The following is a 14,473-nucleotide window of genomic DNA, read 5'->3' as shown; positions in this document are numbered from 1 at the left end:
ACATGATTCCTCCTTATGTTCTCGGTCAACACACCCACTCTCCTTGTGCATACAGGGTCAAAAGCCCTTGGCTACCGTCCAGTGTTTGGTATGGTGTGGGAACGAGGTGAAGGGCTTGATCTACCTTCCAAGGTCGAGCCTTAAGGGTGGGCTCAAGCTGGTCTTCACCTCAATTGGTGGTAGCTAACCACCAATGAGAACAAGATACAAGGGTGGGCGGCTCCACCCGACGGTGTGCAGGCCTGTGACGTTCGCGCCGCCCGCGCGTTCAACCGGCCTGTGAATCGCCGCTTCATCTGCGCGAAGGGGAGTTGAACGCGCGGGCGGCATCCACGACGCGATCATTCTTGCCGCCGGGTGGAGCCGCCCACCCTACTGGGCCGCCGGGTAAGGGGCTCAGGACCCCTGCACCAGCTTCTGCAAGGCTTCCGGCTTCACGATGATCAGGCGGTGCGCATCCTTCTGCACGATCCCCTGCTGCGCCAGCGCCGTCAGCGCGCGCGTCACGGTTTCGCGGCTGGTGTTGATCATGTTGGCGATGTCCTGGTGGGTCGGCAGGTTTTCCACCACGGCCGGGGCGCCCGGCTCGGGCTGCTTGTTTTTCTGCATCAGCACCAGGTAGGTGTAGATGCGCTTGGCGGTATTGTTGATGCTCAGCAGCGAACGGAATTCCGAATCGCGCTGGATCTTCTGGGCCAGGTGCTTGAGCATGTGCGTCGCCACCGAGGGCGAGTGCGCGAACAGGTGCATCGCGGTGGCGGCCGGCAGGAAGGCCACCAGGGCTTCCGACATCGCCACCACCGAGGCCGAGCGGGTCGAGTTGTTGATCAGGGCGATCTCGCCGAAGAAGTCGCCCGGCATCAGGATGCGCAGGCCGATCGCGCGGCCGTCCTCGGTCACGTCGATCACCTGCAGCTGGCCCGACAGCAGGAACATCAGGCCGTCGCCATGGCCGCCTTTCTGCAGCACGACCTCGCGCTTGCCGTACTGGCGGATCCGCAAGTCCTGCTTGACCCGGATGATCTCCTCGTCCGACAGTTCGGCCAGCAGCGGGATCTTGCGCAGGTGGATCTGCAGATGGCGCTCTTCCGGCGCGGCTGCGGCTGCGGCATCGTTCTCGGCGGGCGCCCTGCGGGCGGTGGCGGTCTTGGCGGTGGCGGTCATGGTGCGATCTGAAATGGCTGGCCTCGGAAGAGAGTCACGTGCACCGATTGTATACGGTCGAGCCTGCCTGCGGTCGGTTTGGGCCCGGACTGCGGCAAACCTGGCGCGTGCCTGCAACGAAGCGTGAACAGGCTGGCAAGCCCGCGGGCATGAGCGAGGCAGCTTCGTTGCGGCCGGGGAAAAACCTTGTCAGGCAGGCACCTGGGCAAGCTGGGTCCTGGCGCGTCCGAGCCGGCGGCGCACGGCGCGCAAGGCCGGCGCTTCCACCAGGTGCCAGCTGAGCATGGCAAGCGGCAGCACCAGCGCCAGCGTCGCCAGGCTCAGGCCCACCGGGCCGACCGGGGGCAGCACCTCGCGCACCATGATGATCACCGGCCAGTGCCAGATATAGATGCCGTAGGAGTAGTCGTGGCGCTGCAGGTGCACCGCCCAGGGCAGGCGCCGGCTGCCGACGCACATGGCCAGCGTCACCGCGACCAGGGCGATGCCGAACCAGGTGAACGGACTCGGGGTCAGGTCGGCCGAGCGCGTCATGTTGAGCAGCAGCAGGGCCAGCGCACAGGCGACATGGCGCCAGCCGATGCGCAGCTCGGCGGCCAGCGTCTGCAGCACCATCCCCACCAGGAACAGCGACCACATCCGCACTTCCCAGACATAGCCGCTCGCTACCTCGGGGAACAGGTTGGCCGCCAGCAGCAGGAACAGGGCGCAGGCGCGCATCCAGGTGCGCAGGGGCAGGGCCGCGGCCAGGCCGATCAGCGCCACCATCACGTACATGCGGCCCTCCCAGTACAGGGTCCACAGCGGGCCGTTCAGGTCCTGGCCGCCGAGCACCCCGGGGATGCGCAGTTCTTGCGCCGGGATGTGGTAGACCAGCCCGTGCAGCGCCGTGTTGCCGAAGATGTAGCGCCACGGGGGCGGGTCGAACAGGCCGCGCCAGCCGGGGGCGGAGAAGAACACGACCGCGACCACGGTGCTCAGCAGCAGGCAGGCGAACAGCCCGGGCACGATGCGCGCCACGCGGCGCAGGGCGAAGCGGCCCAGGTGCGGGTCGTCCATCCAGCTGCGCGCGATGAACATGCCGCTGATGACGAAGAACACGCCGACCGCCAGCGCCCCCAGGTCGGTATTCGGCGCCAGCAGCCGGGTCAGCGGGTCGGCATGCGGCGCGCCGCGGTTCATGGTCCAGGTGTGGTAGCCGACCACCAGCAGCGCGCACACCAGGCGCACCAGGTTGAAGCCGTTGTCGTGCGATGCGGTCGCACTGCCGAGCGTTCGGAGGGAAGTCATGGGGTCGTCACCGCAGGCCTACCAGCCGTTCCATTGCCAGGCCAGCTGCAGCACGCGGTTGTTGTATTGGAAGATGGAGATGTTTTCGTTGTTGTGGACCGCCCGCGCCTCCAGCACCAGGCTGTGGTTGCGGTCCAGCGCATAGCTCAGGCCGGCCCGCGCGACGCGCACCCGCTGGCGGCGCACGATGTCGATCAGGCCAGGGGCGTACACCGATTCGCCGTTCCAGGCCTGGTGCGAGTACCCGAGTTCGGCGCTCAGCGGGCCGCCCAGCGCCGTGCGCGACTGCAGCGACAGCATCCAGCCGCGGCGGTCGCCGCCGGGACGCAGGCCGCTCGCACGGTCGGCCTGCAGGGCAGCGGCGGCGCTCAGGCTGTTGGGGCCGCGCCGGATGGCGAGCTGGCTGCGCAGCTCGGCATGGGTGGCGTCGAAGTTGTCCAGGCTCGGGTAGCGCATCCGCGCCAGGCTGGCGCTCAGCTGGAACTGGGGTTTCGAGGGAAGCGCGAGCGGCGTGGCCAGGCGCCCCTGCAGCTGCAGCTGGCGCTGGAACAGTTCGCCCCCGAAGCGCACTGCGCTGGCCGAGGCGCCTGCGCTGGCGGTCCAGCGGCCGAAGCGCCAGGCGCTGTCGGCGCCGACGCTCAAGGCGCTGTTGTCGTACTTGTGCAGGTCGTCGTTGCGGCGCGCCTGCAGCTGGACGTAGCCGACCGTGCCGTTCCGGGTCAGGTCGCGCCGGTATTCCGCGGCCAGCACGTTGTAGCCGTCGTGCTGCGGCCGGAACTCTTCGGTCAGGCGCACCTCGACCGGCTTGCCTTCGTTGATCACCGTGTAGCTGGGGTTGCTCGCGCCCTGGTTCACGTTCTGGTCGATCCCGCGCCCGAGCACGACGGTGGCCTGGCTGTGCGGCCGCCAGGGCGCGCAGCCCTGGGCCCGCGTCCTGGCGATCAGGTCGGCAATGCCGGGTGGCGGCGCGAAGCGCTGTTCGATGGTCTTGAACAGCTGCTCGGCCTCGGCGCCGTGGCCCAGCGCGCACTGCAGCAGGGCCAGTTCGAGCCAGGCGCCGGCATGCAGGGGCTCGCGTTCGATCGCGCGGGTCAGGGCGGCGCTGGCGTCGCTGTTGCGGCCCTCGCCGATCGCTTGCAGGGCCTGCTGGTACAGGTCGAGCGCCGGTGTACCCTGCTGGGCCGCCACATGGGCGGCCGGCAGCAGCAACAGCGCCGCAAGGGTGAGGGAAAGGCGCGAGCGCATCATGCTGCCGCTTCCCTCGGGGGCGACGCCGACAGATCGAGCGTGTACAGCATGGTCGGCCGCTCCTTGCCGCGCAGGCGGCGCTCGCCCAGGGCGATAAAACGGTGGCGGGTGGCGCGCGCCACCGTGCCGCCGCCGATGATCACGTCGTGCGGGAATTCGCGCGCCGCATGCTCCAGGCGCGAGGCCGTGTTTACGCTGTCGCCCACGGCCGTGTAGATCGAACGCGCGCTGGTGCCGAAGTCGCCGGCCATCGCTTCGCCGCTCTCGATGCCGATGCGTACCCGCAGCGGCAGCCTGCCCGCCGCGACGCGGGCGTCGCTGTAGGCACGCACCCGCTGCAAAATGTCGTGGGCGGCGTCGAGCGCCAGGTCGGCATGGTCCGCCAGCGGCAGCGGCGCGCCCCAGAAGGCCATCAGGCCGTCGCCGGTGTACTTGTCGAGCGTGCCGCCGCGTTCCAGCACGGGGCCGGTCAGGCATTCGAGGAACTCGCGCGTCAGGCGCGCCGCTTCCTCGACCGGCAGCGACTCGACCTGGGTGGTATAGCCCTCCATGTCCGCCACCACGGTGGTGACGTCGCGCTGGGCCGGGCGTAGCGGATCCTTGAGGCCGCGGCGCAGCATTTCGTCGACCACCGAGCGCGCCACGTACTGGCGCAACGCGGCCAGCAGGTTGTGCGAGCGCTGCTGGGTGAGCTGCCACTGGAAGGGCACCGCCACCAGCAGCAGGAACAGGCAGGTCGCCAGCGGCCCGGTGGTGACGAGAAGCGGATCATGGCGGCTGAGCGGCATGGCCAGGGCCACCCAGGCCAGGGCCGCCCCCACCAGCAGCGCCACCGAGGCCAGCGCCGACAGCCGTGCGACGCTCAGCATCGCCAGCAGCGCGACCAGGGCCGCATAGGCCAGGGCGATGGCCCGGCCCGGCCAGGGCGCGGGCGCGCGTCCGGCCTGGTGGTCGAGCAGGGTGGACAGCATCGTCGCCTGCACGCCGAGGCCGGGACGCTGGGCCGCCAGCGGCGTGGCCACGCGGTCGGCCTGGCCCAGCGCCGAGGAACCGATCAGGACCAGGCGGCCGTCGATGTCGGAGGCTTCGGGCTGGCGCGGGTCGAGCAGGCGCGCGGCCGGGACCACGTCGTAGGCCTTCCAGTCGCGCTGGTAGGACACGCGCATGAAGTCGCCGGCAGGCAGCACAAGGGGAGGCCCGCCGGCGCAGCACTTGATCAGTTCGGCCGACAGCGGCAGGTAGACCCGGCCTTCGAACCAGGTGCGCAGGGGCACCCGGCGCAGGACGCCGTCCTGGTCCGGAACGAAACCGACGTTGCCGACGTGGACCGCACTGTGCGCCAGCCGGGGATGGTTGCCGATGTAGCCGCTGGCCGCCACGCCCTGCGGCTGCGAGGCGGGCAGGCCGCCGCCGACGGCGCCGTCGCGCAGGCGGGCGCCGATGCTGTGGTAGTCGAAGGCCTGCGCCAGCACCAGCGGCGCATGCCGGGCCAGCAGGGCCAGGCGCTGGTCGCCATCGTCCGTGCCGGCCTCGGGCAGCATGATGTCGAGGGCGACGCCGCGCGCTTTATACGTCGTCAGCAGTTTTTCCACCAGGTCGGCGATGCGCGCACGCGGCCAGGGCCAGGGACCCAGCTCGTCCATGCTGGGCTCGTCGATGTCCACCACCAGCACGCGCGGTTCCGGCGCCGTGCTTTCATTCAGGCGCAGGTAGATGTCGCGCAGCCATTCGTCTCCAAAACGCGACACTCCCGGCGGTGACGGCGACAGCGTCCAGGCTCCCAGCAACACGGCGGCCACCCCAATGGCAATGCGCAGGAGCGTCAATACCGAAGGCCGCCGGGAGAACTGAACTCGAGACAACATTTTGCAGAGGGAAATAGGGGATCGCGTAGTATAGCCGCTGGTGTGGCGCCGACTGTGGAATAGTTACCTGGCATAAATTACTGAGCCATCAGCAATAGCTGCCGAGCTCGTTAATTACGGTAAAATGTGACGACCGTCACAGACCCAGCCGTCCAGCGCCGGAGAATAGCACCAAAAAGGGAACAACCGTGATCAAGAGAACTATTTTAGTTGTTGGACTGTGGCTGGCCGCCGGACTGGCCAGCGGGCTGGCCAATGCGGCCGAGGCCGGCAAGGTCATCTTCGTGGCCGGCGAAGCGCGCGCCGACGCCCGTCCGCTGGCGCTGGGCGCCTCCATCAACGAAGGCGAGCTGCTGAGCACCGGTGCGGATGGCTATGTGTACATCAAGACCCTGGACGACGGCCTGTTCATCCTGCGCCCCAAGACCCAGGCGCGCATCGCCGCCTATCGCGTCGACCGCGTCAACCCGGCCAACACCCGCGTCAAGCTGGAACTGCTGAGCGGCGTCGCGCGCACCCAGTCGGGCAAGGCAGTCAAGCTGGCGCGCCAGAACTTCCGCTTCAATACGCCGGTCGCCGCGATCGGCGTGCGCGGCACCGACTTCACCGTCTTTACCGATGACCAGACCTCGAGCGTTGCCGTGCTGTCGGGCGGCATCACCATCAGCGGCTTCAGCGGCGCCTGCGTGCGCGAGGGCAGTGGTCCCTGCGAAGGCGCGGCCAGCCGCGAACTGTCGGCGGCGCAAAAAGGGCAACTGCTGCAGATCCGGCGTGGCCAGGGCGCGGCGCAACTGGTGACCGGCAGCACGGTTGCGCCGGACAGCGTGGCGCCGCCTCGCCCGGACGAGCCGCTGGCAAAGGCTGCGGCCTCCACCGGCGCTCCCGAGCCCTACATTGCCCCGCAAAAAGTAGCAGTGCTGCAGGAGCAGGCCAAGCAGCCGCCCGCGCAGCCACCGGGGCAGCCGGGCAACCCGCCGGACAAGGCGCCTGCTACCCCGCCGGAGATGGAGCCGGAAAAGCCGACCCCACCCATCGGAGGCAACCCCGTGCCGGTCGACCCGGCGCCCGGCCCGGTCAAGCCCGTGCCAATGGAGCCGGCCAAGCCCGGACGCGAAGTCGTCTGGGGCCGTTTCGCGGCGATCGCCGACAAGCCGGCCCAGGTGAACCTGGCCGCCCAGATGGGTGCCGGTGCGACCCTGATCGCGCAGAGAGGCGACTACGCGCTGTTGCGCAACGACGCCGAGTTCAACATGCCCGAGCGCGGCAGCGTCGGCTTCGAGCTGAAGGGTGGCGAAGCGACTATATACAGTGGCAACCCGACGGTGAAGCCGGTCCAGGCCTCGCTCGAGAATGGCGAGCTGCGTTTCGATTTCGACAAGCGCAAGTTCTCCACCAGCTTCGACCTGGTGAACGGGGCCGAGCGCATCGGCATGGCCGCATCGGGATCGGTGGCGACCGATGGCCGATTCTCGGTGGACAGCCAGTTTGCTGTCGGCAACACCATGAACGTCGACGGGGTACTGAGCGGGCGAAATGCGGAATCGGCCACCTATCTGTTCCAGGGCAGCCTGTCCGGTGATCGCACCGTGTATGGCGGCACCACGTGGGGCAAGGCGCCCGGGCAATAAGCTGACGCAAGCGATGAAAGGCTGGCCATCTTCGGATCGGCCGGCCTTTTTTTATTGGCCTGGTGATTAAAAAGCAGGCGACGGTCATTTGCAGGCCGCCTGTTTTTATTCAGCGCTCCAATCGATATGCGTCACGCATACGATTTCAGGTTTATTTAATTACCATTCATGGAATCGCGTGGACGCGGAACCCGGCAAACTGGAGTGCTTCACCCGGTAGTCGCCCGTGGCAAAAAACCGACACACATTTGTAAAATCCATGAAAAGACTTTTCATTCAATAGTCACAATTTGTAACCGAATTACTGCCGAGTTCCGCCATAGGTCCTTCATAGCGGCCTCATCCTTGCCTGTTGCGGTTATATCACCTATGATACCGCGGCCTTGTTCTCAGCCTTTGTCGTTTTTTTTCAGAAAGTAGTCAGCGATGTGACGCTCGTCACATATCTGGATCAATGTCTTCTGACATGATGCGCTCACTGGAATGCAGCCGAGTACGTGGCAATCCAAGTTAACTTGAAAATGTTTTGTCCTTCCTATCTAGGAGCTTAAATGAGTATCTACACCAACGATCTGCAAACCCTGTACGTCGCGTACTTCAACCGTCCTGCAGATCCAGCAGGTCTGGCGTTCTGGGAAGCAAATCTGGCTAGCGGCCGTGCCACTCTGGACACCGTGCGCGCTGCATTCGCCGCTGATGCCGAATACAAGGCTGCATACGCAGGCAAGTCCCCGTCGCAAATCATCACCCAGGTGTACCTGAACCTGTTCGGCGACCAGCCTGACGTGGCTGGCCTCGAGTTCTGGACCCAGCGCATGCTGAACAAAGACGTGACCATCGACACCGTCGTCGCTGAAATCGCCAAGGGCGCGCAGAACGAAGACAAGATCGCCATCCAGTCGAAGGCCGCCGCCGCTGTCGCCTTCACCGAATCGCTGAACACCGTCGAAGAAATCAATGCCTACGGCACCGCTGCAGCCCAGGCAATCGCCAAGAACTTCCTGACCGGCGTGACCGACGCTGCATCCCTGGCAACCGCTACCACCACCGCCAACCTGACCAAGGTCACCGGTGACGTGGTCGTCGCCGGCGACCCGGCTGCCGGCGCTGTCATGGCTGCCAAGGCTGCCTACGAGACCGCCGCTGCTGCAACCACCACCGCAATCGCTGACGCAACCGCCAAGGCCGCTACCGCGACCACCGCTGCTGCCGCCATCACCGCTGCCCAGACCGCTGCTACCGCTGCCCAGACCAAGGCTGACGCAACCGACGTCGTGGCGCTGACCGCTGCTGCTGCTACCGCCAAGACCACCGCCGACACCGCTGCTGCCGCTGTCGTGACCGCGAACGCCGCTGTCACCACCGCACAAGCTGCTTACCAGGCTGCCCTGGCTTCGGGCGATCCGGTCGCTGTGACCACCGCCAACGGCAACCTGCTGATCGCTCAAAACAAAGCGACCATCGCCGCTACCGCTTCGACCGACGCTGCTGCCAAGCTGGCAACCGCCAACGCCGCCGTGACCGCTGCTACCGCTGACGACGCTGCTGCCGCAACCGCCAACGCCGCCGTGACCACCGCTGTGGACGCTGCCAAGGGCGCCGCCGCTGCTGCTGTCGCTGCCGGCGCCGCTGCTACCGCTGCTGCTGCTGCTTCGACCACCACCGCCAACGCCTACGTCACCGCTGCCAATGGCACCGCCGGCAATGGCGACAACGCTGCTGCTGCCGCTGCCGTCGCTGCTGCCGCTTCGGCAACCACTGCCGCCGCCGCCGCTGCTACCAGCGCCAACGCCGCCAACGCGATCGTCCAGCAAGTGTTGGACAACACTGCTGGCATCGTGGAAGAAGCCGCTGCCAAGGCTGCCTACGCTACCGCCCTGGCAACTGTAACCGCTGACGCTACTGCCGCTACCGCTGCCGGTACCGCTGCTGATGCCGCCATCGCCGGCGCCAACTCGCTGGAAAGCGCAAACGCCGCGATCGCTGCTGCCAACGCAGAAGCTGCCGCTGCTGCCAAGGCCAAGGTTTCGGCTGCCGCGCTGGCTACCGCTGCCGCTGCATGGGCTGCCGCTGCCAACAAGACCACCTCGACCGCTGACAATGCCGCCGCTGCTGCTGCCGCCACCGCTGCTACCGCCGCAGTCGCTGCTGCCGACCAGGCTGTCGCTGCTGCTGCTGCCGACGTGGCCGCCGCTGCTCTGCTGCCGGCCAACTTCGTCGCCAAGACCATCACCCTGACCACCGGTGTCAACACCGAAGCAGGCGGCGCTGGCGCCGACGTGTTCAACGGTCTGCTGAACGGTGCAGACTCGACCCTGACCAAGCTGGACATCCTGAATGGCGGCGTGGGCGTCGACACCCTGAACATCGTCGACCTGGTTGGCAACTCGACCATCGATCCGAGCATCACCCTGAACAGCGTTGAAGTCATCAACGTGCGTTCGGCTGGCAAGGCGAATGTCAACACCACCAGCGCCAACATCACCGGCGTGACCAACGTCAACGTCACCCAGGCAATCGATGCCGACGTGACCGCTGGCTCGGCTACCGCTGTCAGCGTGACCGGCACCCAGGGCACCATCAACGTGGTCGGCGGCGCAAGCCAGAGCGTGTCGGCAACCAGCCAGAGCGGCAAGATCGATCTGAGCGGTTCGACCGGCGCTCTCTCGGTGACCTCGGCCGAGCAATCAAACCAGGCAATCGAGATCGATGGCGGCTCGACCGTCACTGTGAACGCAACTTCGACCCATGGGAGTGCGGGTACCATCAACGTTGGCCAGACCACCGCAGCCACCGGCGCAGTCGTTGTCAACTCCAACCTGGGTTCCAATGCGACGAACGCCCAGAACGGTGGCGCGATCAACGTCAAGGGCGGTTCGAGCATCACCGTCAATGCAGCTGCAAGCAACAGCGCCGCTAACAGCGACGCTGACGCAGCTTCCACCATTAATGCGATTACCGCAACCGGTGATGGCAAGACCACCTCAGTAGCAATCAACCAGACTAAGGCGCTCGCCACCGTCACCAAGGCTGCCGTCGCTGCAGTTAAGGAAACCAGCGTTGTGACCTTCACCGCAATGAAGGCAAACGAGACCCTGACCATCAACGGCCTGTCGTTCACCGCCACCAAGGACCTGACCGCTGAGCAAGTCGCTTCGGCCTTCGCCAACCTGACCGCACTTGACACCCAGTCGCAGACCGGCCCGGTTGCCAACGGCTACTTTGCTGGCGTCTTCGGCGCCGTCGGTTCGAACTGGACCTCGGCCGCCGCGTCGGGCAAGACCGTGACCTTCACCGCGAACGACAACGACGAAGCCGACCTGACCTTCACCGGCACCGCGGCACTCGTTCTCGACGCTACCCGTGCTCCGACCCAGGTGAAGACCGCCGGCACCGGCTCGACCGCTGCCGACGAGTCCGGCAACACGATCGCCTACGGCGCAGTGACCGTGTCCGACGCCGCTGCAGCAGCAATCACCACCGTGACCCTGAACGGCTACGCTTCGGCAGACCTGGGCAACACCGGCGCCGACCTGAACGCGCTGACCACCCTGTCGCTGGCAAACAGCGCTGGCGCCGCAGTCGTTCGTTCGGACGAGACCACCCTGGGCCTGACCGTCAACAAAGTCGCACACGGCGTTGATCTGGGCACCACCCTGACCACCCTGAACGTGACCGCCACCGGCGCCAATTCGAGCTTCGGCCTGAACGCAGCTGCAGTCAAGGACCTGACCGTCGCTGGCGACAAGGTGCTGAACGTCGCTACCGGTTCGACCCTGACCGCGCTGGAAACCGTCACCGTGACCGGTTCGGCTGGTGTCAGCCTGGGCAGCAACCTGGTCGCCAAGTCGGTCACCACCACCGGCACCACCGGCACCGTGAGCGCTACCCTGGGCACCACCGCGACCTACACCGGCGGCGCCGGCGTGGACAACGTGACCCTGACCGCGACCGCGATCACCAAGGACGTCGTCCTGGGCGCAGGCGACGACATGCTGATGCTGGCGGCCGGCACCACCACCTCGAGCGTCGTGCTGAACGGCGGCGACGGTACCGATACCCTGGCAATGAGCTCGGCCGATGCCGAGATCCTGTCGGGTGCTGCAGCCTTCGAAACCAAGTTCGCCGGCTTCGATCGCGTGCAGGTTGGCGTGACCACCGGTGCTGCTCGCACCGTCGACATGTCGAACCTGAACGACATCGCCTACGTCATCGCTGCCGGTAGCGCTGCTACCGCTCCGGTTGCGGAAGTGACCGAAGTGACCGTGACCGGTGCAACCGACAACGCAGCCGACACCGTGTCGATCACGGTTGGCGCGACGACCTTCACCACCGCCGCTGGCATCTACGACGCGACCACCGCTGCTGCTGCCCTGGCCGCGCTGATCGACGCCGATGCTGCTTACGTCGCAACCGCCGCAGCTGGCAAGATCACCATCACTGCCGCTGCTGCCAATACCCCGTTCACCGTGGGCGCCGCTTCGGCAACCACCGGCGGCGGTGCAGCAGACACCATCGGCTCGACCTCGGTCGAGACCGTTGCTGCCGCAGCTGGCACGGCTGCTGCCGCGCTGACGCTGAACAAGTTCGTCAACAACGGCACCCTGGAACTGAGCGGCGGCGCAACCAGCACCACCGTGTCCCTGGCTGATGCAACTGGTACCGCTGACGTGCTGAACATCGTCACCAAGGTTGTGAGCGCCGACGCTGCGTTTGGCATCGTGACTGCTGCGGGTGTTGAGACCATCAACATCAACGCAAGCGACATTCGCCTGGACGACAACGGCGATGGCCGTAACGATGCGGTGGAAACCGCCTCGCTGGAACTGAGCGATGCAGCCCTGAAGTCGGTGACCATCACTGGTAACAGCAACGTGAACCTGACCCTGAACGCCAACGTCGTCGCCCTGACCAGCGTCAACGCCAGCGCACTGACCGGTTCGCTGACCGCAAGCACCAACGGCACCGTTGCTCAGACCATCATGGGCGGCACCGCTGGTGACAGCCTGATCGCTACCGGCACCGCTGCCCACCGTCTGGAAGGCGGCGCCGGCAACGACAGCCTGACCGCGAACGCTGGCCTGTCCACCCTGGTCGGCGGCGCTGGCCGCGACACGTTCAACATCAACGTGGCATCGACCAACGTCAACTCGGCAGCTACCATCGCCGATCTGTCGTCGGGCGACGTGATCGACTTCGCTGGCGCTACCTCGTTCTCGTCGGCAGCTGTTGCTCTGGACATCGGCACCGCCGTGTTCCAGGACTACGCCAACGCCGCGATCAACTCGATCGGCGCCAATGGCTTGGCATGGTTCGTGTTCGGTGGCAACACCTACATCGTGATGGATGCTGCTACCGGCGTCGGTAACGGTAGCACCTTCGAAAACGGCCATGACATGATCGTCAAGATCACCGGCGCGATGGACCTGAGCGCAGGCTCGTTCAACATCACTTCGGGCACCTTCGAAATGGTGTAATCGCTTCCCGGATCCGTCCTGACGGATCCCGGTTGAGATCAAAAACCCCGGCACTTCGGTGCCGGGGTTTTTTTTCGTTTGCTCACCGCCAGGCAATGGAATTTCTTCCCGCCCTCGTTTTTGTCGCGGCTTGCGATGCTAAGATGTGGCTTTTTTAGCGGACGGAGCAGGTATGTCAGACTGGACGGGCGGCTATGTAGCCGACATTGCTTACACCCACGGATACTATGGCGAGCTGAACCCTTTACGCGCCCGCTTCGCCCTGCTGAAGGCAGGCTATGCCGCTCCGGATGCGAGCGCCGCCTGCGAACTCGGATTCGGCCAGGGCATCAGCATCAATGCGCATGCGAGCGCCTCGACGGTCGAGTGGCACGGTACCGACTTCAATCCCGCCCAGGCCGGATTCGCGCAGGAGCTGGGCGCCGCCAGCGGCGCCAGCGTGCACCTGCACGACGCCGCTTTTGAAGAATTCTGCAATCGTCCGGACCTCCCCGATTTCGACTTCATCGGCCTGCACGGCATCTGGAGCTGGATCTCGGACGAGAATCGCCGCGTCATCGTCGACTTCGCACGCCGCAAGCTGAAGGTCGGCGGCGTGCTCTATATCAGCTATAACACCCAGCCCGGCTGGGCGGCCATGGCGCCGATGCGGGACCTGTTGACCGAGCATGCTCAACTGATGGGTGCGGAGGGCGCCGGCATCGTGTCGCGCATCGACGGCTCCATCGCGTTCGCCGAAAAAGTCATGGCCAGCGGCGCCCTGTTCGGCCGCGCCAACCCCCAGATCGCCGCGCGTCTGGAGGCGCTCAAGACGCAGAACCGCCACTACGTCGCGCACGAGTACTTCAACAGCGACTGGTTGCCGATGTCGATCTCCAAGATGCACGGCTGGCTGGACGATGCCAAGCTGACCTACGCCTGTTCGGCACACCTGCTGGAGCACATCGACTCGATCAACCTGTCGGATGAGCAGCGCAAGATCATCAACGAGATCCCGGACCGGATGTTCAGGGAGACCGTGCGCGATTTCATGGTCAACAGCCAGTTCCGCCGTGACTACTGGGTCAAGGGCCTGCGCCCCCTGTCCGGCATCCAGCGCGTCGAACTGCTGCGCCAGCAGCGCTTCGTCATGGCCACCCCCAAGGACAAGCTGACGCTGAGCGTGACCGGCGTGCTGGGCGAGGGCAAGATGGATGCCGCCATCTACCAGCCCGTGATGGACCTGATGGGCGATTTCCAGGTCCGCTCGCTGCACGATATCGAGCGTGCCATCGAGGGCAAGGGCATCGAGTTCAGCAATCTGCTCGAGGCCATGACGATCCTGGTAGGCAAAGGTAACCTGTACCCCGTACAGGACGAGGCATCCATTGCCGCAGCAGCGCCGCACGCGCGTGCCTTCAACCGGAAACTGTGCGACCAGGCGCGCTATTCCGATGCCGTCTCGGCCTTGGCTTCGCCCGTCATCGCCGGCGCGGTCCCCGTGTCGCGCATCGAACAACTGATACTGCTCGCGCGCGCAGATGGCCTGGACAGCTCAGAAGGCTGGGCACGCTTCATCCTGCGTATCATGGCTGCCCAGGGCCAGCGCGTGCTCAAGCACGGCAAGTTGCCGGAAACGCCGGAAGAGGAAGTGCAGGTCGTCGTCGAGATGGCGAACGAATTCCGTACTGACCGTCTGCCGGTTCTCGACGCCCTGCAGATCGCGTGCTAGGAAGGGCGTCCGCGTAGCAACGCGCTTCCGGCCGCTTGTGGCGGCTCTCTTTCCTATAGGAGAGCCGCCGCACTGCCGGCCATCGCTCTA

The 14,473-nt window shown here is 66.0% G+C and carries 7 protein-coding genes; 3 read left to right on the top strand and 4 right to left on the bottom strand.

The window, feature by feature from the left end:
- Nucleotides 1–396: 396 nt before the first annotated feature.
- The 4 genes from AC56KL_RS18125 to AC56KL_RS18110 all read right to left on the bottom strand — a co-directional run bounded on the left by AC56KL_RS18125 (nucleotide 397) and on the right by AC56KL_RS18110 (nucleotide 5,567).
- Complete coding sequence (locus tag AC56KL_RS18125; RefSeq protein WP_497181565.1) at nucleotides 397–1,164, bottom strand: Crp/Fnr family transcriptional regulator; 768 nt, start codon at nucleotides 1,162–1,164, stop codon at nucleotides 397–399.
- Nucleotides 1,165–1,353: 189 nt separating this feature from the next.
- Nucleotides 1,354–2,454: an acyltransferase family protein gene (locus AC56KL_RS18120; protein WP_497181564.1), complete on the bottom strand. Its 1,101-nt coding sequence runs from the start codon at nucleotides 2,452–2,454 to the stop codon at nucleotides 1,354–1,356.
- 18 nt (nucleotides 2,455–2,472) lie between these two features.
- Nucleotides 2,473–3,702 carry a tetratricopeptide repeat protein gene (locus AC56KL_RS18115; RefSeq protein WP_497181563.1) on the bottom strand — a complete coding sequence of 410 codons (1,230 nt, stop codon included), beginning with the start codon at nucleotides 3,700–3,702 and terminating at the stop codon, nucleotides 2,473–2,475.
- Nucleotides 3,699–5,567 (bottom strand): CHASE2 domain-containing protein, encoded by a 1,869-nt coding sequence (locus AC56KL_RS18110; RefSeq protein ID WP_497181562.1) that lies wholly within the window; start codon nucleotides 5,565–5,567, stop codon nucleotides 3,699–3,701. The genes AC56KL_RS18115 and AC56KL_RS18110 overlap by 4 nt, the downstream gene beginning before the upstream one ends.
- Nucleotides 5,568–5,755: 188 nt before the next feature.
- Between AC56KL_RS18110 and AC56KL_RS18105 the strand changes: the two genes are divergently transcribed.
- From AC56KL_RS18105 to AC56KL_RS18095, 3 genes are all read left to right on the top strand, one after another.
- The gene (locus tag AC56KL_RS18105) at nucleotides 5,756–7,195 is read left to right on the top strand and encodes a FecR family protein (protein ID WP_497181561.1); all 1,440 of its coding nucleotides are present in this window, start codon (nucleotides 5,756–5,758) and stop codon (nucleotides 7,193–7,195) included.
- A 551-nt stretch (nucleotides 7,196–7,746) separates the two neighbouring features.
- Nucleotides 7,747–12,672 carry a hypothetical protein gene (locus AC56KL_RS18100; RefSeq protein WP_497181560.1) on the top strand — a complete coding sequence of 1,642 codons (4,926 nt, stop codon included), beginning with the start codon at nucleotides 7,747–7,749 and terminating at the stop codon, nucleotides 12,670–12,672.
- A gap of 172 nt (nucleotides 12,673–12,844) precedes the next feature.
- Nucleotides 12,845–14,383: a class I SAM-dependent methyltransferase gene (locus AC56KL_RS18095; RefSeq protein ID WP_497181559.1), complete on the top strand. Its 1,539-nt coding sequence runs from the start codon at nucleotides 12,845–12,847 to the stop codon at nucleotides 14,381–14,383.
- The last annotated feature ends 90 nt before the right edge of the window (nucleotides 14,384–14,473 follow it).

This window comes from Telluria sp. ZB4P34, from assembly GCF_059686055.1.
Note: the sequence above shows the minus strand (reverse complement) of the source record. Positions and strands in the feature narration are given on the sequence as shown.

What these genes read in the sequence shown, in the direction of transcription:
- AC56KL_RS18095 (WP_497181559.1), top strand. Translation starts at nt 12,845, where the DNA reads ATGTCAGACTGGACGGGCGGCTATGTAGCCGACATTGCTTACACCCAC.
- AC56KL_RS18125 (WP_497181565.1), bottom strand. Translation starts at nt 1,164, where the DNA reads ATGACCGCCACCGCCAAGACCGCCACCGCCCGCAGGGCGCCCGCCGAG.
- AC56KL_RS18115 (WP_497181563.1), bottom strand. Translation starts at nt 3,702, where the DNA reads ATGATGCGCTCGCGCCTTTCCCTCACCCTTGCGGCGCTGTTGCTGCTG.
- AC56KL_RS18120 (WP_497181564.1), bottom strand. Translation starts at nt 2,454, where the DNA reads ATGACTTCCCTCCGAACGCTCGGCAGTGCGACCGCATCGCACGACAAC.
- AC56KL_RS18100 (WP_497181560.1), top strand. Translation starts at nt 7,747, where the DNA reads ATGAGTATCTACACCAACGATCTGCAAACCCTGTACGTCGCGTACTTC.
- AC56KL_RS18110 (WP_497181562.1), bottom strand. Translation starts at nt 5,567, where the DNA reads ATGTTGTCTCGAGTTCAGTTCTCCCGGCGGCCTTCGGTATTGACGCTC.